The 16,589-nt window shown below is 64.5% G+C and carries 19 protein-coding genes and 1 pseudogene; 12 read left to right on the forward strand and 8 right to left on the reverse strand.

Annotated elements, in window-relative coordinates; genetic code table 11:
• The 4 genes from M3498_01430 to M3498_01445 all read right to left on the reverse strand — a co-directional run.
• Positions 1 to 590: LamB/YcsF family protein (locus M3498_01430; protein MDQ3457958.1), on the reverse strand; the 590-nt coding region annotated here is incomplete at its 3' end.
• An 8-nt stretch (positions 591 to 598) separates the two neighbouring features.
• On the reverse strand, positions 599 to 1,900 hold the full coding sequence (locus tag M3498_01435; GenBank protein ID MDQ3457959.1) for a TRAP transporter large permease subunit: 1,302 nt from the start codon (positions 1,898 to 1,900) through the stop codon (positions 599 to 601).
• Positions 1,901 to 1,907: 7 nt separating this feature from the next.
• Entirely contained in the window at positions 1,908 to 2,432 is a 525-nt protein-coding gene (locus M3498_01440; GenBank protein ID MDQ3457960.1) for a TRAP transporter small permease, read from the reverse strand.
• A complete protein-coding gene (locus tag M3498_01445; protein ID MDQ3457961.1) occupies positions 2,432 to 3,412 on the reverse strand; it encodes a TRAP transporter substrate-binding protein in 981 nt (326 codons plus the stop codon). Before M3498_01445 ends, M3498_01440 begins: the two co-directional genes overlap by 1 nt.
• Positions 3,413 to 3,714: 302 nt before the next feature.
• On the opposite strand from M3498_01445, the gene M3498_01450 reads away from it, so the two are divergent.
• From M3498_01450 to M3498_01470, 5 genes are all read left to right on the forward strand, one after another.
• Positions 3,715 to 4,626 carry an ABC transporter substrate-binding protein gene (locus M3498_01450; GenBank protein MDQ3457962.1) on the forward strand — a complete coding sequence of 304 codons (912 nt, stop codon included), beginning with the start codon at positions 3,715 to 3,717 and terminating at the stop codon, positions 4,624 to 4,626.
• Positions 4,627 to 4,741: 115 nt separating this feature from the next.
• Positions 4,742 to 6,208 (forward strand): ABC transporter permease, encoded by a 1,467-nt coding sequence (locus M3498_01455; GenBank protein MDQ3457963.1) that lies wholly within the window; start codon positions 4,742 to 4,744, stop codon positions 6,206 to 6,208.
• A gap of 31 nt (positions 6,209 to 6,239) precedes the next feature.
• A complete protein-coding gene (locus tag M3498_01460) occupies positions 6,240 to 7,373 on the forward strand; it encodes a betaine/proline/choline family ABC transporter ATP-binding protein (protein MDQ3457964.1) in 1,134 nt (377 codons plus the stop codon).
• A 70-nt stretch (positions 7,374 to 7,443) separates the two neighbouring features.
• Positions 7,444 to 8,178 (forward strand): ABC transporter permease, encoded by a 735-nt coding sequence (locus M3498_01465; GenBank protein MDQ3457965.1) that lies wholly within the window; start codon positions 7,444 to 7,446, stop codon positions 8,176 to 8,178.
• A gap of 139 nt (positions 8,179 to 8,317) precedes the next feature.
• Positions 8,318 to 9,313 (forward strand): iron ABC transporter substrate-binding protein, encoded by a 996-nt coding sequence (locus M3498_01470; protein MDQ3457966.1) that lies wholly within the window; start codon positions 8,318 to 8,320, stop codon positions 9,311 to 9,313.
• A 15-nt stretch (positions 9,314 to 9,328) separates the two neighbouring features.
• On the opposite strand, the gene M3498_01475 is transcribed toward M3498_01470, so the two are convergent.
• Positions 9,329 to 9,472 (reverse strand): hypothetical protein, encoded by a 144-nt coding sequence (locus M3498_01475; GenBank protein ID MDQ3457967.1) that lies wholly within the window; start codon positions 9,470 to 9,472, stop codon positions 9,329 to 9,331.
• Positions 9,473 to 9,535: 63 nt separating this feature from the next.
• Complete coding sequence (locus tag M3498_01480) at positions 9,536 to 9,712, reverse strand: hypothetical protein (protein MDQ3457968.1); 177 nt, start codon at positions 9,710 to 9,712, stop codon at positions 9,536 to 9,538.
• 579 nt (positions 9,713 to 10,291) lie between these two features.
• Here M3498_01480 and M3498_01485 point away from each other — a divergent pair.
• From M3498_01485 to M3498_01515, 7 genes and pseudogenes are all read left to right on the forward strand, one after another.
• Entirely contained in the window at positions 10,292 to 10,492 is a 201-nt protein-coding gene (locus tag M3498_01485; GenBank protein MDQ3457969.1) for a hypothetical protein, read from the forward strand.
• 3 nt (positions 10,493 to 10,495) lie between these two features.
• Positions 10,496 to 10,744, forward strand: a pseudogene (locus M3498_01490) (hypothetical protein).
• Between the two features lie 336 nt (positions 10,745 to 11,080).
• On the forward strand, positions 11,081 to 11,392 hold the full coding sequence (locus M3498_01495) for a DMT family transporter (protein MDQ3457970.1): 312 nt from the start codon (positions 11,081 to 11,083) through the stop codon (positions 11,390 to 11,392).
• Positions 11,393 to 11,591: 199 nt separating this feature from the next.
• Complete coding sequence (locus M3498_01500; protein ID MDQ3457971.1) at positions 11,592 to 11,774, forward strand: hypothetical protein; 183 nt, start codon at positions 11,592 to 11,594, stop codon at positions 11,772 to 11,774.
• Positions 11,775 to 11,786: 12 nt separating this feature from the next.
• On the forward strand, positions 11,787 to 12,080 hold the full coding sequence (locus tag M3498_01505; protein ID MDQ3457972.1) for a hypothetical protein: 294 nt from the start codon (positions 11,787 to 11,789) through the stop codon (positions 12,078 to 12,080).
• Positions 12,081 to 12,285: 205 nt separating this feature from the next.
• On the forward strand, positions 12,286 to 12,579 hold the full coding sequence (locus M3498_01510; protein ID MDQ3457973.1) for a hypothetical protein: 294 nt from the start codon (positions 12,286 to 12,288) through the stop codon (positions 12,577 to 12,579).
• Positions 12,580 to 12,781: 202 nt separating this feature from the next.
• Positions 12,782 to 13,081: a hypothetical protein gene (locus tag M3498_01515; GenBank protein ID MDQ3457974.1), complete on the forward strand. Its 300-nt coding sequence runs from the start codon at positions 12,782 to 12,784 to the stop codon at positions 13,079 to 13,081.
• Positions 13,082 to 13,545: 464 nt separating this feature from the next.
• Here M3498_01515 and M3498_01520 read toward each other — a convergent pair whose 3' ends face one another.
• Together M3498_01520 and M3498_01525 are read right to left on the reverse strand one after the other, a co-directional pair.
• Positions 13,546 to 14,658, reverse strand: coding sequence for a DUF2961 domain-containing protein (locus tag M3498_01520; GenBank protein MDQ3457975.1), 1,113 nt, complete (start codon positions 14,656 to 14,658; stop codon positions 13,546 to 13,548).
• A gap of 114 nt (positions 14,659 to 14,772) precedes the next feature.
• Positions 14,773 to 16,589, reverse strand: a 1,817-nt coding sequence (locus tag M3498_01525; protein MDQ3457976.1) for a family 78 glycoside hydrolase catalytic domain, incomplete at its 5' end; no start/stop codon positions are given.

Here is a 16,589-nt window from a genome sequence, read left to right on the forward strand (position 1 = left end):
AGGTAGGCGCGGTCGGGGAAGGCCTCCTGCACCGCCCTGAGCCCCGCCTCCCGCGCCGCCGCCGCCATCACCCCGCCGCCCGGCCCGCCCAAGATGACCAGCGGCAGCCCTGGGTCGTAGGCGCGCACGGCCTCCGCCACCGCCAGCGCCGTCTCGCGGTCGCGCGTCATCTTGAGGTAGAGCGCGCCGTGGGCCTTGACGTGGTGCAGCTCGAGCCCGGCAAGGTCCAAAAAGGCCCTGAGCGCGCCGATCTGATAGATAACGTCGGCATGGAGCGCTTCCGGGGCGACCGCCATGTCGCGCCGTCCGAAGCCGGCCAGGTCGGGAAAGCCCGGGTGCGCGCCGACCTTGACGCCGTGCTCCTTGGCCAGCCTGACGGTGCGCTGCATGGTGAGTGGGTCGCCGGCATGAAAGCCGCAGGCCAGGTTGGCCGAGGTCAGCTTGGGAAAGAGCTCCTCGTCGCGGCCGAGGCGCCACCGGCCAAAGGACTCGCCGCTGTCCGCGTTGATATCGACGTGCCTGGTCGTGTCCTGTACCGTGTCCTGTACCGTGTTCGGTGTCGTGTTCGGAATCGTGTTCGGTATAGTCATATTGCTCCTTAGCGGCGCATCAGGCCCGGCAGGTAGGCGACGATCTCCGGAAAGGCCGTGACCAGCGCGGTGACGCCCAAGAGGATAAAGAAAAAGGGCGCCGCCGCCCTCGCCACGAAGGTGATCGACCTGCCGCTGATGCCCTGGATCACGAACAGGTTGAGCCCCACCGGCGGGGTGATCTGCGCGGTCTCGACCATCAGGACCAAGAAGATGCCGAACCACAGCGGCTCGAAGCCCGCGGCGGTGATGAGCGGCAGGGTGATGGGCAAGGTCACCACGATCATCGAGATGCCGTCCAAAAAGAGCCCCAGGAGGATGTAGAGCAGGGCCAGCGCGGCGATCAACAAGTAGGGCGAGAGCGCCAAGCTGCCGATCCACTGCGTCAGCGCCCGGGGAATGCCGATATAGCCCATCGCCGTCGACAACAGCGCCGCGGCGGCGATGATGAGGCCGATCATGCTGGTGGTGCGCACGGTGCCGGAGACGGCCTCCAAAAAGCCCTGCAGGCTGAGGGTGCGGTAGACAAGGCCCAGCAGGGCCGCCCCCACCACGCCGATGGCGGCCGATTCGGTCGGCGTCGCCAGACCCAGGTAGATGGTGCCCAGCACCGCCACGATGAGCACGGTGACGGGCGCCAAGTCGAGGAGGCCCCGCAACCGCTGTCCCCAGCTGTAGCGCTCCTCCTGACGGGGCGCGAGGTCCGGCCGCGCGTAGCCGACCGCCGCCAGATAGAGCATAAAGCCCGCGGCGAGCAGCAGCCCCGGCAAGATGCCCGCGATAAAGAGCTGCCCGATGGAAACCTGGGCCAGAATCCCGTAGATGATGAGCACGATCGAGGGCGGGATCAGAAAACCCAGGGTGCCCGCACCGGCGAGTGAACCCACCACCAGCCTCTCGCCGTAGCCCCGGGCCAGGAGTTCGGGAATGGTTATCTTGCCGATGGTCGCGGTCGTCGCCACCGACGAGCCCGACACCGCCGCGAAGAGGGCGCAGGCCACCACGTTGACGTGCAGCAGGCCGCCCGGAAGGGCGCCCAGCCACGGCGCCAAGCCGTCGAACATCCTCTTGGCGACGCGGGTCCTAAGGAGCAGCTCGCCCATGAAGATAAACAGCGGCAAGGCCACCAGCGTATACGAGTTGGTGCTGTTCCAGACGATATTGGAGGCGATCTGAAGGGCGGGCACCGCGGTGAAGAAGTGAATGCCGACGAGCGCCACTAAAAAGATCGCCGCCGCGATCGGGATGCTGAGGCCCAAGAGCAGCAGCAGAAGCAAAAACAGCCCGCCGATGATGGGCAGTTGTGCCATCATTCGCTTAGAAACCCTCCTGCGAGGCCTCTTCGGGCGACGGAGCATGGAGCCAAGAACGCGCCAAGAGGACGACGAATTCGAGCCACAACAGGGCGATGCCGACCAAGACCAGCCCGTGGGGAAGGTATCTGGGCGTCCTCGAGGGGTAGAGGCTCCTGGTGCCGTAGCTCCAGGAATCCCAGAAGAGGTTGAAAAAGGCGTATAGCAGCAGGCTGGCGAAGGCGACGCCCACGGCCAGCGCCAGCCGCTCGAGCCATAACCTCCCTCCCGGCCCCAAGCGGTCGCTGAAGAGGCGGATGCGGATGTGCCCTCCCCGCGCCAGCGTGTGCGCCGCGCCCAGAAAGATCATGGCCGCCATGGCGTAGCCCGAGAACTCCTCGACCGCGAAGGTGCTGCGGTTGAAGAGGGCACGCAAGACGATCTCGGCGGTGATGAGGCCGGTGGCGGCGAGCAGGATGCCTCCCGCCAGCCACCGGCCCAAGGAGGCCAGTCCCTCTGCCGCACTGAGGGCCGCCTCGAGCGCCCTCACTAGTCTCTGGAGCGAAAAGCCTCGACGATGGTTTGACCGTCCTCACCCACTTCGGCCAGCCAGGCGTCCAAGACGGCGTCGGCCGCGGCCTCCCTGGCGGCCTGGATGTCCGCTGGAATCTCCGCCTCGGCGATCAGGGTGAGCCCTCTCTCTTGGATCGTCTCCCTGGCGACCGCCTGACGCTCCTGCGCAAGCTCCCACATCTCCCCTTCCAACTCGGCGGCCACCTCGAGCACCACCTCTCTCACCTCCTCGGGCAGCGCGCCCAAGGCGTCCAGGTTGACGGTCACCATATCGGTCAGCAAGACCGGCACGAAGCCCTCGATAAAGTAGTCCGTCACCTCCCAGAGCGAGGCGTCCACACCGGTCTCCGGCGAGGTGACCACCGAGTCGATGAGGCCGGTGGCCAGCGACGAGAACAGCTCGCCGAAGGGAATGGTGAGGGCGCGGGCGCCCACCTCTTCCACGAAGCGGGTCACGTTCGGGCCGGCGGTGCGCGTCCGCAGGCTGCTCAGGTCCTGCACGGTCTCGATGCGGTTTTGGGTGTAGAGCCCCTGCGGCGCCCAGGGCGCGACGTAGAGAAGCCGCTGGTTGTTGCGCGCGAGGGCCTGCTCGTAGTAGGGCTTGCCGAGCTGGTAAAGCTCAAAGGCCGGGTCGTACTCGTTGGCGATGGGCATCTCGGAGAGGCCGAAGATGGGCTCGTCGCCGAGGACGTTGGGCATGAACACCTCGGCGATGGGCAAGGCCCCCCGCTGGACCACGCGCAGGATCTCGGGGCCGCTGTAGCCCAGGGCGCCCCCGGAGTGGACCGTGATCTCAAGCCGCCCGCCGGAGCGCTCGCTCACCCGCTCGGCAAAGCGCTGCGCGCCCTGGGTGTGGTAGTTCGCCTCCGGCCAGGCCACGTGCATGTCCCAACGCACGACGTCTTGCGCAACGGCGAACCCGGCCAGGCCGATGAGGAGGAACAGGATCTTCTTCATGGTTTCACGTCCTTTTCTCTTTTCTGAACTTGCCCGAGGCGTACAGCTCGAGCCCAATTATATGCCAAATATCATGTCAAATATCATGTCAAGGCCGCCTCGAGGATAGGGCGGCGCTGAGCGAGAATTTTATAACGCCCGCTATGCTGCTTGCTTAGTACAGTAGCTGACAGAGTTGGCGCCTGGAGCGTGCTCTACTCACGGTGGACCTTTGCGTTCAGACGTGTGTTTATCAGACGTATGTTTAGATGTGTCCGATGTTTAGATGTGTCCGAAGTTTTTGCAGACCTTAGGAGGTTGAGATGCTCCCAATCCGCATAGTTATCCTTGCCCTCGTCCTGCTGGCCGGCAGTGCGATGGCCCAAAAAGGCCCCGTCACCATCGGCTCCAAGATCGACGTCGAGGGCTCCATCCTCGGCCAGATCATCCGGCTGGTGCTCGAGCAAGACGGCTTTGAGGTCAACGACCGCACCAGCTTCGGGACCACCTCGGTGGTGCGCGAGGCGCTCCTGGCCGGCGAGATCGACCTCTACCCCGAGTACACCGGCTCCGCGCTCACCTTCTTCGAGGACGCCGTTCCGGAGGGCGTATCGCGCGACGCCGAGGCGAGCTACGAGCTCGTGCGCGAGCTCGACGCCGACAACGGCGTGACCTGGCTCGGCCGCTCGCCCGCCAACAACACCTGGGCGATCGCCGTGCCCGAGGCGCTCGCCGATGAGGAAGGGCTGGCGACGTTCGCCGACCTGGCGCGCTACCTGAACGAGGGCGGCGAGTTCAGGCTGGTCGCCAGCCAGGAGTTCGTGGACCGCGAGGACGCCCTGCCGGCCTTTGAGGAGACCTACGGCTTTATGGTCGAGCCCGACCAGCTCGTCATCCTGGCGGGCGGCGACACCACCCAGACGCTCACCGCCGCCGCCCAGGGCACCGACGGCGCCAACGCGGGCATGGCCTACGGCACCGACGGCGCCGTCGCCGCGCTCGGCTTGGTGGCCCTGACCGACCCCGAGGGCGCCGTGGCCATCTACCAGCCCGCGCCTATCGTTCGCACGGAAGTGTTTGAGCAGTACCCCGAGCTCGCCGAGCTGCTCGACCCGGTCTTCGCCGGTCTCGACGAGGCCACCCTGTCGCGCCTCAACGCCCAAGTCCAGGTCGAGGGCGAAAACCCCACCGACGTGGCGCGGGATTACCTCGAGGCCGAAGGCTTCCTGAACTGAGCTTGTCGCGCCTGCAACGACTCCGGAGGGCGCCGCGCGGCGCCCTCCGCTCTTGTGAACTCCAGCTTGCCAACGCCGGCCTTGGCCGCTGCGGGCTGGCGCGGTATCCTTGACCGTGATCCTCTCTCGCGCTACAGGCAGCGGCGCAACCTCGCTGGCCAGCCCGGTCAACTGGGTGACGCTGCTTGGCGCTTTCGTCGGCTTGACGGCGCTCCTCGGCCTGCCCGCCTTCAGCCCCGGCTGGCTGCTCTTCAAGGCCAACCGCGTCGTGGCGGGCGAGAGCCTGAGCCCCTACGCCCTGTCGCCGGCTTGGACCCTGGCGCTGGCCGCGCTGTGGCTTCTTTGCGGCCTCCTCAGCTTCGTTCCCCTGCGCGCCCGCCCCTGGCTTCCCCGCCCCTGGCTTCAGGGCGCCTTGGCGACGCTGGCGCTGCTGGTAGCCGTCCTGTTCATCCGCGAGGGGACGGACGTACTCCTGCTGGACGCGGCGAGCAGCGCCCGCGTTTCCCTGGGCGGCGGCATCTGGCTGACCGGGCTGGCGATCTACATCGCCCTCTTCGGCGCGGCCGGCGAAGCGCCGGAGCAGCGCAGCGCCCTGCTCCGGCTCGCCTTGCCCAGCCTGCTCGTGCTCCTTGGCGCGTTCGCGCTCGGCGCCTTTTCGGAACTCGGCATCGCCCGCGAACTCGCTGGCCAGGGACGCACCTTTCCAGCCGAGTTGCGGCGGCACCTGGCGCTGTCCCTGACGAGCGTCCTGGTAGCAGCGCTCATCGGCGTGCCCGCCGCCATCTGGGCGGCCCGGCAGGCGCGCGTGGCCGGGGTGGTCCTGCCGGCCGCCGGCCTGTTGCAGACCGTGCCCTCGCTGGCACTGTTCGGCCTGCTGCTGGCGCCCCTGGCCGAACTCGGGCGCAACGTTAGCCTGGCGCAGGCGGTGCTCTTCGCGCTCTTGGGCCTGGGGCTGGCCGCGGCGATGGCACTCTCGAGCCGTCGGCTGCCGGCGCCCTGGCGCGGCGGCGGACTGACCCTGACCGCTCTCCTGGCGCTCGCGCCCGGCGCCGTCCTGGCCGTTCTGGCGGCGGTCTATGCTCACGCCCTGCTGCTCGGCCTCTTGAACCTCGATCCGCGCGCGCTCAACCCCATGGCACTGTGGCGAGAGCCGCTCGCCCAGTTCGGGGTGCGCGGCATCGGCGCGGCACCGGCGCTTATCGCCTTGACGCTCTACGCGCTCCTGCCCATCGTGCGCAACACCTATACCGGCGTCCGCGAGGTGTCCCAGGCGGTGCTCGAGGCGGGGCGGGGCATGGGCATGAGCAGTGGCCAAATCCTGCGCCGCCTCGAGCTGCCCCTGGCCCTGCCGCTCATCTTGGAGGGGCTGCGCGGCTCGGCGGTCTTGACCATCGGCATCACCACCGTGGCGGCCCTGATCGGCGCGGGCGGGCTGGGCTTTTTCGTCCTGCGCGGCATCGATCAGGTGGTGCCCGACCTCATCTTGCTGGGTGCCTTGCCGATCATCCTCTTGGCGCTGGTGGCGGACGCGCTGCTGAAGGGGCTGGGGCTCCTGTTGACGCCGCGAGGGATGAGGCCGTGACGAGTATGCGCGAGAGACCCGGAGTAAAGGCATGATCGCGCTCGACAACGTCAGCAAGCGCTACGGCGAGGTGGTAGCGGTGCGGGGTGTCAGCTTAAGCGTCCGCATGGGCGAGCTGGTGGTCCTGATCGGCCCCTCGGGCTGCGGCAAGACCACCACCTTGAAGATGATTAACCGCCTCATCGAGCCGACTTCGGGCACCATCAGGGTGAACGGCCAGGACACCGAGGCGACGAATCCGCAGCGACTCAGGCGCGGCATCGGCTACGTGATCCAGAGCGTCGGCCTCTTTCCGCACATGACCGTGCAGCAAAACATCCAGGTGGTCCCCGACCTGCTCGGCTGGCCCAAGAGGCGGAGCGCCGAACGGGCGGACGAACTGCTCACCCTCATCGGCCTGGATCCCGGCCGCTACCGCCGCGCCTACCCGCGCGAGCTCTCGGGCGGCCAGGCGCAGCGCGTGGGGGTAGCGCGGGCCCTGGCGGTCGACCCGCCGGTCCTGTTGATGGACGAGCCCTTCGGCGCGGTGGACCCGCTCACCCGCGAGCGGCTCCAAGACGAGTTCTTGCGCCTGCAAGACAAGCTCAAGAAGACCATCGTGATGGTCACCCACGACATCGACGAGGCGATCCGCATGGCCGACCGCATCTGCGTGATGAGGGGGGGCGCCGTCGAGCAGTACGACACCCCCGAGGAGCTCCTGACCAGACCCGCCAACCATTTCGTGCGCCAGTTCGTCGGCGCCGACCGCGCTCTGAAACGCCTGAGCCGCATCCCCATCGTTGAGCACATGAGCCCGGCGCCCGAGGCCCTGCCCCTGTCGAGTTCCGCAAGCGAGGCGCGGCGCCGGCTGGAGAGCCGCAAGAGCGTCTACGTCGTGGACGACACCGGCCGCTACCGGGGCTGGCTCAACCGCAGCGCCCTCGAGGCCGAGCCCGAGGTGACGGCGGCCTACACCCCGGTGGACGCCTCCAGCGGGGCCCTGACGGCTTCGGTCAACGCCCGTGAGGCGCTCTCGCGCCTGCTGGCCCAGGGCGTCGGCGAGATGCCGGTGGTGGACGAGGCGGACCGGCTCATCGGCGTCTTGAAGCTGACCACCCTCGTGGCCCTCACCGCCGACGAGACCGACGAGAAGCCCGAGGGCAGCCTAGGGGCGCTGCTGTGAGGGTCCTGGCTGAGGGTCTCGGCGTACTGCGGTGCTGACTGCGGCGCACAGATCACCGCGGCTCGGCGCCTTGGCCGGCCTCGCCCTGGCCCTCGGGCTCCTCGCGCTGCTCTTTGGGCTCTTCGCGCAGCAGGGCTGGTGGGAGGCCGCCCTGCGCGGGCTCTTTCCCGACCAGCGCACCGTCGTCTTCGGCCGCGCCACGCTGCTCGAGCTCGGCCTCGAGCACCTGCGCATCGTCGGCCTGGCGACCCTCGTCACCCTGCTCTTCGGGCTGCCGCTGGGGGTGTGGCTGACCCGGCCGAGCGGGCGAGCCTTCCTGCCGCTGGCCTCGAACCTGCTCTCGATCGGCCAGACCTTCCCGCCGGTGGCGGTCCTGGCCCTGGCCCTGCCCTACTTCGGCTTCGGCCTGCGGCCCACCCTGATCGCGCTGGTGGCCTACGGCCTGTTGCCGGTCGTGCGCAACACCGTGGCGGGCCTAGAGGCCGTGCCGCTCGCGCTCAAGGAGGCGGCGCGCGGCATGGGCATGGGGCCCTTGCGGCTGCTCCTCACCGTCGAGCTGCCGCTCGCCGTGCGGGTCATCTTGGCGGGCGTGCGCATCAGTGTTATCTACACCATCGGCACCGCCACGGTGGCACCGCTGATCGGCGCGGGCGGCCTCGGCGTGCCGATCATCGCCGGGCTGGCGGTGAGCAACCTGGCGCTGGTCATCCAGGGCGCCGTGCCGGTCGCGCTCCTGGCGCTCCTCACCGACTTCGCCTTGGGACGGCTCGAGCTCGCCCTCACCCCGGCGGGGCTGCAACGCTGACCTTCGCCGCCTCCTCTAATTCCGAGTGCTCGACTCGGGTATTGACAGAACCCTCTTCTCCCGATAGCATGTTCTCGGATGTAATCCCGATGGTTTAACTCGGGATTAAAAAACACCATCCAGCACCCAGGGAGACGACATGTTCGCACGACTCACCCCCGCTCTCGGCATCACCTTGGCCCTCGCCTTTGGCGCGCTCGGCTTCGCCCAGACCCTGACCGTCTACTCCGGCCGCAACGAGGCCTTCATGGCGCCCGTCATCGAGCGCTTCCAGGCCGAGACCGGCGTCAGCGTCGACGCCCGCTACGGCAACACCGCCGCCCTGGCCGCCACCATCCTCGAGGAGGGTCAAAACTCCCCCGCCGACGTCTACATCGCCCAGGACGCCGGAGCCTTGGGCGCGCTCGCCCGCGCGGGCGTCCTGAGCGAGCTGCCCGACGAGGTCTTGAACAGGGTCCAGCCGCGCTTTCGCAGCCCCGCAGGACTCTGGGTGGGCGTCACCGGCCGCGCCCGCGTGCTCTCCTACAATACAGAGAGTGTAGACGAGAGCGAGCTGCCCAGTAGCGTCTTCGAGCTGACCGAGCCCCAGTGGCAGGGCCGCGTCGGCTGGGCGCCGTCGAACGGCTCCTTCCAGGCCTTCGTCACCGCCATGCGCGTCCTGGAGGGCGAGGAGTACGCTCGTGAGTGGCTTACCGCCATGCTCGCCAACGGCGTCCAGGACTACCCCAACAACCGCGCCATCGTCGAGGCCACCGCCCGCGGCGAGATCGACCTGGGCCTGGTCAACCACTACTACCTCTTCCAGTTCATCGCCGAGCAGGGCGAAGGCTTCCCCGCCCGCAACCACTTTTTGGAGGACGCCGACCTGGGCGGGCTCATCAATGTCGCCGGCGCGGGCGTGCTGACCAGCAGCGACCAGCGCGAGCTGGCCGTGCAGTTCGTCGACTACCTGCTGAGCGCCGAGTCGCAAGCGCACTTCGCCGACGAGGTCTACGAGTACCCGCTGGTGGAGGGTATCGCCGTCAACCCGCTTCTGCCGCCGCTCGCCGAGCTAGAGACGCCCGAACTCGACCTGAGCGATTTGGACGACCTCGAGGGCACCGTCGAGCTCCTGCAAGAGGTCGGCGCGCTCTAGTACTACAACGAGACTTCACTCCAACCACTCTCCAAGTTGCGCCAGACGCTTTTTGCGGTGTGACTGACGCGCCGCCTCATGACGCTCCTGATAGTAGTTGACGATCCGCACGGCTTTTTCCAAGTCGAACTTGGGCTTCGGAAAGCTCGCCTTAAGCAAGAGCACCGCCTGAGGCAGGGTGAGCTTCGATGGTCTCGACCGACTTGTTCTTGGCCTTGCCCATTAATCCTCGTAGATACTCATGGCAGCGCTCACCCTTGGTCTTTCCCAAGGACTCCCGGCGGCCAAAAGGGGGGTGAAAAGGCTGTGGTAGCCCTCCAGCGTTTCCCCAGCATCCGCCACATCAGCTACGCTTATCCTTATCCCTATCAAGGGTACTGGCTCGATGATTCTGTTCATATCCCTATCTTCAGCCTCTCAGATGGGTTCTGTCAAAGTCTCGTTGTAGTACTAGCATTTAGCCCTTATCTTTGACCAAAGCCAAACTGACCAACAGCTAAACGCTACTAGTGGTCCGTCAAGGCAAAAATGATGGGTTGTCCCTGCGGGGTGCTGCGCGAACATTGCGAGCGAAGCGAAGCAATCTCTGATGAAGAGCGAGGCGTGAGATTGCCACGTTGCTTCGCACGACTTCGTTCCTGCGGAGTGCTTCGCGAACCCTTCGGGAAGCTGCGCGAATCCTGCGGAGTGCTTCGCGAAACCCGCTTCGCTCCACCCTTCCTGCGGAGTGCTGCGCGAATCGGGATACTTCGTGAACGCAATGACCCATCGAAAGAAGGTTGACTGACTACTAGCGCGGCTCGTCGAGGCGGGCCAGAAGATGTAGGACCTTGTATATCGTGAGTTCGGTAACGCCTAACAATTCATCCAAGCCGAACCCGCTTCGCGGTTCGGCTTAATTCAGACGTCAGGCAACCAAGTGCGCCTTATCTCTTCTATAATTAAAAGCACTAGCATGGCAGCGAAGAGGTGACGCAAATGGCACAGGTTGAACGCATTCAAGCCGAAATTGAAGCTCTTTCCGAAAAAGACTTCACTCGCCTAAGGGAGTGGTTCGCGGAAATGGACTGGCAGCGATGGGATGAGCAACTCGAGGCCGATGCAGCAGCTGGAAAGCTCGATAGCCTGCTCGAGGAGGCGAAGACAGCAAAATCTCAAGGGAAGCTACAGGACCTGTGAGCGCACCGAACAACACCTCGGTTTTGGGAACGCCTTTATGCTTTACCTGAGCCCCTCCAGCGCCTAGCCAGAAAAAACTTTGAGTTGCTCAAGGCAAACCCAAATCACCCATCCCTGTACTTCAAGAAGGTCGGTCAATACTGGTCTGCGCGGGTTGGTTTGAGCTACCTAGCTTTGGCTATTAAAGACGACGCTGACTTCATCTGGGTGTGGATAGGGAGTCACGATGCGTATGACAGGCTCACCAGTTAAGTCGCCTAACACTCGCTGCAACGGGCGCGCCAACATGTACATCGAACTTCAGTGCGAGTCCAGTCGCTTGGTAGGTATCCTGCCAGGGCGCGCCGCTGAGCTTAGCCGAAGAGAGAAGAGAACAGAACTTACGGACAGCTTCCTTGGGCGGGCAGCTCGAGCCGCACTCGTGCCCCCTGAAGGTGAAAGGTGTCGCCCTCGAAAACAGCACGTTTTCGCTTGGCGTTAGCTCGGGGCTGCTAGCTGCACTGCTGTACGCTGCGCTCACCTTTTTCGGCAAGAAGATTAGCGAGACTTCACCTGTGGTTGTCTCCTTTACCCAAGTTGGGAGCCGTTTTGCTGTTGCCCTTTACCCAACTCGGTGCAGCGTTTGACGGTAGCACAAACTGGCGCTTCGTGATTGCTCTGAGCGCGGTTCACACTGCTTTTCTTTACATCCTCTTTTATCAGAGGGTGCGTGGTGTACCTGTGCGACGCTTAGCCATCCTCAAGTTTGGCGAGCCAGTGGTGGCGGTGGCGACGGAGGTGACGTTCTACGGCATAAGGCCAACGGCGGTGCAAATCGTCGGCATGGTTATCATCCTTTTGGCAGCCTACGAGGTGAGTCGTCAAGAGGCGAAAGAAGAGGTGGCGGTATCAACGACTTAGCCTACGTCGTGGCTTACAGGTCGGGTCAGGTCGGGTGCTATCTTCCCCAGCAGCCCAACACGTCGCTGCAACGGACGCACACATGTGGAACATTGTTTCGCAAGCGCAGCCTCGGAGCGGTATATTGCCAGTGTGCGCCGTTGGGCGGCGTGCGCGCAGTGTGGCCGTAACCCTGATAAAATATATGGTGGAGGTCACTATGATGAACAAAACAGCGACCATGAACGCAAAGCCGAAATCAAAAGCAGAATATGAAGCTGAGATTGACCGCTACATCGCAGATATGGAGAAGATGAGGGAGGACATTGTAGCCAATCGTCGAGAGATTGCGAGGTTGCGAGCCGAAACTCATGCGGTGTTGACTGAACTGAAGATTGCTTGAGAGATTTTATCTATGTGGCAGAAACTTCTCGACTTAGCCAAACTGGTATGGACGTTCGGAGAGGAAACACGCCAGAACTCTGAGGACATCAAGGGGCTGGAGGAAGAATCAAGGCGTGTTGTCTCGGCCATCCATCAGTTGTTCTTTGAGCTTGAGCGCGTGCGGGATGAAATTCGGCAACTGAGAACTGAGATTGAGCATCTCAAAGAGACTGAGCGGCACGAACGAGAGAAGCTAATTCTGCAATTCCAAAACGAACTGCTGCGGAGACAGTTGCCGCCGCCCGAACCAGATGATCAGAGCTAAGGCCAGTTAACCGCCGCCGAACAAGGCGCTGCACCCGACCGCCTCCAGCTTCGCTCGTTTCTCGCTTCCGGCGGCGGGTGAGCTTGGTCGTTATATTCCAGGAGGATGACACTAATGTCTAGCTCCCCAATTATGAACGCGAACACAATCACTCACGCTCTCGTCTCGCAGTCCGTGGGAGGGCGCGATCGAGGGTGCCGAGAGCTTGGGCGGTTCATGGGAAGACCCTGGCGCGGCGGTCGTCGTTGAGGGCGTTCACTCGTCCGACGAGTTGCTGGCTTTCCTCGACTTGCTTCTGGCGGGGCTCCCGGAGGCGGTGGCCACGCTCCCGCTGGAGGACGGGTCCGAGTTCGAGTGGTACCCGTTCTCCCAGCTTGAACTTCACCTGAACAACATCCGACACGTCCAGCATCACACGGGCCAACTCATCGAGCGGCTGCGGTCGCGCGGTGTCGCCGGAATAAAATGGGCCAGTGGGGCCGACGCTGTGGAGTGGTAAGGTAACACATACTGCAATGGACGCGCCTACGCACATATGGACCACAGCCGAAGAGACAGCCTGGGACACGACAGCCTGGCCGCCGGCTCGTTGGACGCTTGTGCGCTTCAACGACACCGCGCAACTTGAGGCAGAGTGAGTCATGGTCGCCTCTTGGGAGCTAACGAGATTGAATCGGCAACACGAGCAGATTGGAGAACAGGTGGATACTGCTGTTGATGCTATCAAAAACCACCGCATCGTCGTCATTTATCGTGGCATGCAGCCACAAGCGTGTTTGGAGGTCTCCGAGGTGCTGATGGAGGCGGGAATCCGGCTGTTCGAGGTCACCATGAACTCCCCCGATACGGCGAAAGCCCTCGATCTGCGTGGGGTGCGGCTCAGCGGTGATTGGGATGCTTACTGGCAGTTCCATCGCAATCAGCAGCATGCCCGGCTCTACGGGACAGCCTCGTCTGCGCCGGTTACGGTCGAGTTGCAAGTACTGCAACTGGCAGCATGAACATGGCTCCCACAGGAAATGGTCGCACTCAAATGAATTCCGGGCTTCTCAGACTACGTATGCGTTGACTACCGCTACGTTAGCGCCTGAACGCCCTGTCCGGGCGCAATATCCGGATTGAAATCCGGGTATTGCGCCTGTTTTTCTAACGTTTGACACGTCAACTCCCTCACCCTTTTTGTGAACTCTTTTCGCCTTTTGCTTAACTTCACCAATCTACAGGTTGTTCCTGACGTGTATGCATGTCGTCGAGCTATTTTGGGATGCAGTAGAAGCGGGAATAATTCTTAGCAAGCACCCCGATCGCGTGTGTCATGGTTACTCCCAACAAAGCAAATGGCAGTCGATAAATCGTAAAGACGTAGCGGTTGCTCGCGGCAGCACGCACACCTGAGCGCGTGCCGGCAGGCCCTGCGAAGCCCCCGTTGCCGTGCTGCTCACCAACTGCCAAAGCCTCTGAAGCCTCAGACCACCTCGAGCTCGTCAGGTCCGGGCAGCGCCGGAAAGGGCGCGTGAGGCTCGGCCTGGTACCAGAAGGCCGTCGAGGCGATGTCATCTTGGAGCGGCAAAAAGCGCCCCTTGCCCTCCTTGGCGCTGCGCCAGCCCAGAGCCTGGATGGTGACGCGCAGGTCCCCCTGAAAGCGAATGGGATCCATGACGTGCCAGCGGTACATGCCGAAACGCTGCTGGCTCTTATACAGGCCGTTGGGCCTAAGCACCTGAGGCAAGCCCAGAAAGGGGGTGGAGTAGACGCCGTACTCGCCCTGGGGGTGCTCGAAATTCCAGGCGCCGCCAAAGTAATCCTCCGTGCCCGTGCCGCAGATGGTCGGCCAGTCCCTGTCACCGTCCAGATAGACCTTGATCTCACCTTCGCCCCACCAACCGTTGTTGTTGACGCCCCAGGCGAGATAGGTGCCGACAAAGTGCCCCTGGCCTCTCACGCCGTCTAAAAGGGTATGCACCTCCTTGTAAGGTAGGGGATTGCTGCGCCGCCACTGGGCGTGAAGGTAAGCGCACGACTCCGGGACCTCGGTCAGGGTGTAGTCGATCTGATAGTAGTAGCCGCTCACCTCGTCGGGGCTGAGGTTTTCTACGGTGACGCGTGCATTCTTGCGAAACGGCATTTCCCAGTAGCTGTTGAAGCCGCCCGCGGGGTTGACGGCCACGGGCAGCGAGTTCACGTTGCAGCGCTCCCCCCAGCCGTTGCAGAAGAAGTCGCCCATGGGCACTTCGATAGATGGCTCCCCTTCGTGGTCCCAGTAGCAGCGGAGGACCAACTTGCGCCACGCCGAGGGGTGAACCGTCATCCAGATGTGCTGGACGGCACCGGGGCCCTCGATCTCGGCCAGCGTCACCGTGCTGTTGGCGGGAATAGCGATGCTGGGTGACACCTTCCAGCCTTGGCCCAGTTCCCTTGCGGGAACCGCGCCCGTTCCCTCCTTGGCCTTGCCTCCTTCTCCCTTGGCACCGCTGAAGTTCTCCGGGCTGATCGAGCGCGTCCGCGCTCCCGAAAGCCGCGAGAGGTTGCCCAGGTGCATGCCTAGTCCGTTAAAGGGGCCGTTCAAGGGGTCGTTCATCGTCGTCTCCTCCAGAGGGCGTATTGGAAAATCCATGCTCGAGCTGAGTGCGGGTCCAGCGGTTCAGCAGCTTGTCGCCGCTCGACTCCATCCGGTGAACCAGCCGTCGGCGCATCACCCGCTACCGTCGCCAAGGCGAGTCACGCTGACCTCACCCTTGACTTCATCGGGCAAGCGAACGTCCAGCTCGAGCCCCTGCGGCGCCCGCACCGTAAGCTGCATCGTACCTTTGGCATCAAATTTCCAGACCACTTCGACCGTCCCCTTGCCTGGCAGCGGCACGCTCCCCCGCGCCCAGGAGAGTCCGCAAGGCTGCGGCGCGACGAGGACCTCCCGCCAGCCCGGTGCGGTAGGGCGAACACCCAGAACGTAGGCGCCGAGGAAGTAGCCCGGCGCCGCCGACCAGGCGTGACAGTGACTCCGGGTGAGGAGCTTGGGGTTGGCGCGGTTCGCCTCGCCCGGATACATCTCCCAGCAGGTGGTGGCGCCGTGCTCGAGCATCCGGCCGTAGTTGGCGCGGATGTCGTCTATCATCAGGCCGACGCGCCCGAGCTTGGTCAGGGCCTCGTAGTAGAAGAACGACATGAAGGGGCTGCCGATGGGCACGAAGTCGCCCGGCGGATTCACAAGGTAACGCTCGAGCCTAGCCTTCCGCTCCCCTTCCGCAACGTCACAGAGATACGCAACTACCTGTGTCTGCATGCTGAAGACGGTCGAGAGCGCGCCGCTCCCGTGAATGCAGTCGAGGTAGGCTTGATGCTGATTGGACCAGAGGTGCGTATTGACGGCGTCCTTGAGCCGCGCAGCGGCTCGAGCCAAAGCGCTCCCTCCCTGTTCATCGCCGGCAGCCCCGGCCAGGGCAGCCGCCGCATGGAGCGCCTTGACCAGAAACATCGTCTGGTGCGCGACCACCCCGTCTTGCGGCTGGTCGATGGGCGCCCAGTCGAGAAAGTTCCAGCCGTAGCTGTAGAGCAGGCCGCGCGCGTCCAGCTTGTCGAGGTAGTGCTCGAGGGTAAAGCGCACGTGCGGCCACATCTCGGTGGCAAAGGCCCTATCGCCGGTCCGCCCGTAGTGCTCGAGGCAGGCCGTCACCCAGAAGAAGGTCCAGTTGGGAATCACGCTGTTCCAGCCGCTCGGCACCTGGTCGGCGTAGAGGGGACTGTGGACCTTCGAGGGCGGGACGAGCCGCAAGCAGCGTTCGGTCAGGGCGTCCGCGCCGAAGACGTAAGCGTTGACGAGCGCCGCGTTGCGGGCGTCGCCCACCCAGAAGGTCTGCTCATAGGCGGGACAGTCCACGTAGGTGTCCTCCATGCAGAGCAGAAGCGTCAGTCGGCTCATCGCCCAGATGTCGTTTAGAAGCGCGTCCGAGCAGGCGAACTGCCCGACCTCCGCCACCGGGTAGCTGCTCTCGAGCATCCTGATGTACGAAACTTGCACCGGCCGCCGCGCCTCCCGCACCACCACCATCAGGTAGCGCAGCCCGCGCCTCACCGCCGAGGTGTAACGCTGCCTGCCCTCGCGGCAGACGTAGCGCAGCGTGTTGTCGAGCCCATGCGTGTCCTGCCGCCAGTCGCCCTCCAGGTACTCGAAGCCGTAGAGGTCGATGACGGTTCCTGCGGCCGCCTCGAGCTCGAAGTCGAGGTAGCCCGAAGTCTCGCGGCCGAAGTCGAGGATGAGCTCGCTGTCGGCGCCGTCGAAACGGGGGAGCGCGGTGAGCGCGCCACCAGCGCTCACCGCGCCTTGCAACGAGGCGGGCACCGGTAGAGAACGGCCGTCGCGCGTCCACACGCAGGCGGTGAAGACGTCGTCCTGGCTGACCAGGCTTGTCGGTACGGGCCGCAGCCACTCGCGCAGGGCCAGCAACTCCTCGCTCGAGCAGGCCGCCGCGGCCTGACGGTAGGCTGGGTGGTCGCTGACGAGCGCGCGGCTGG

This window comes from Deinococcota bacterium, from assembly GCA_030858465.1.
In the GTDB taxonomy this organism is placed as follows: Bacteria; Deinococcota; Deinococci; order Deinococcales; family Trueperaceae; genus JALZLY01.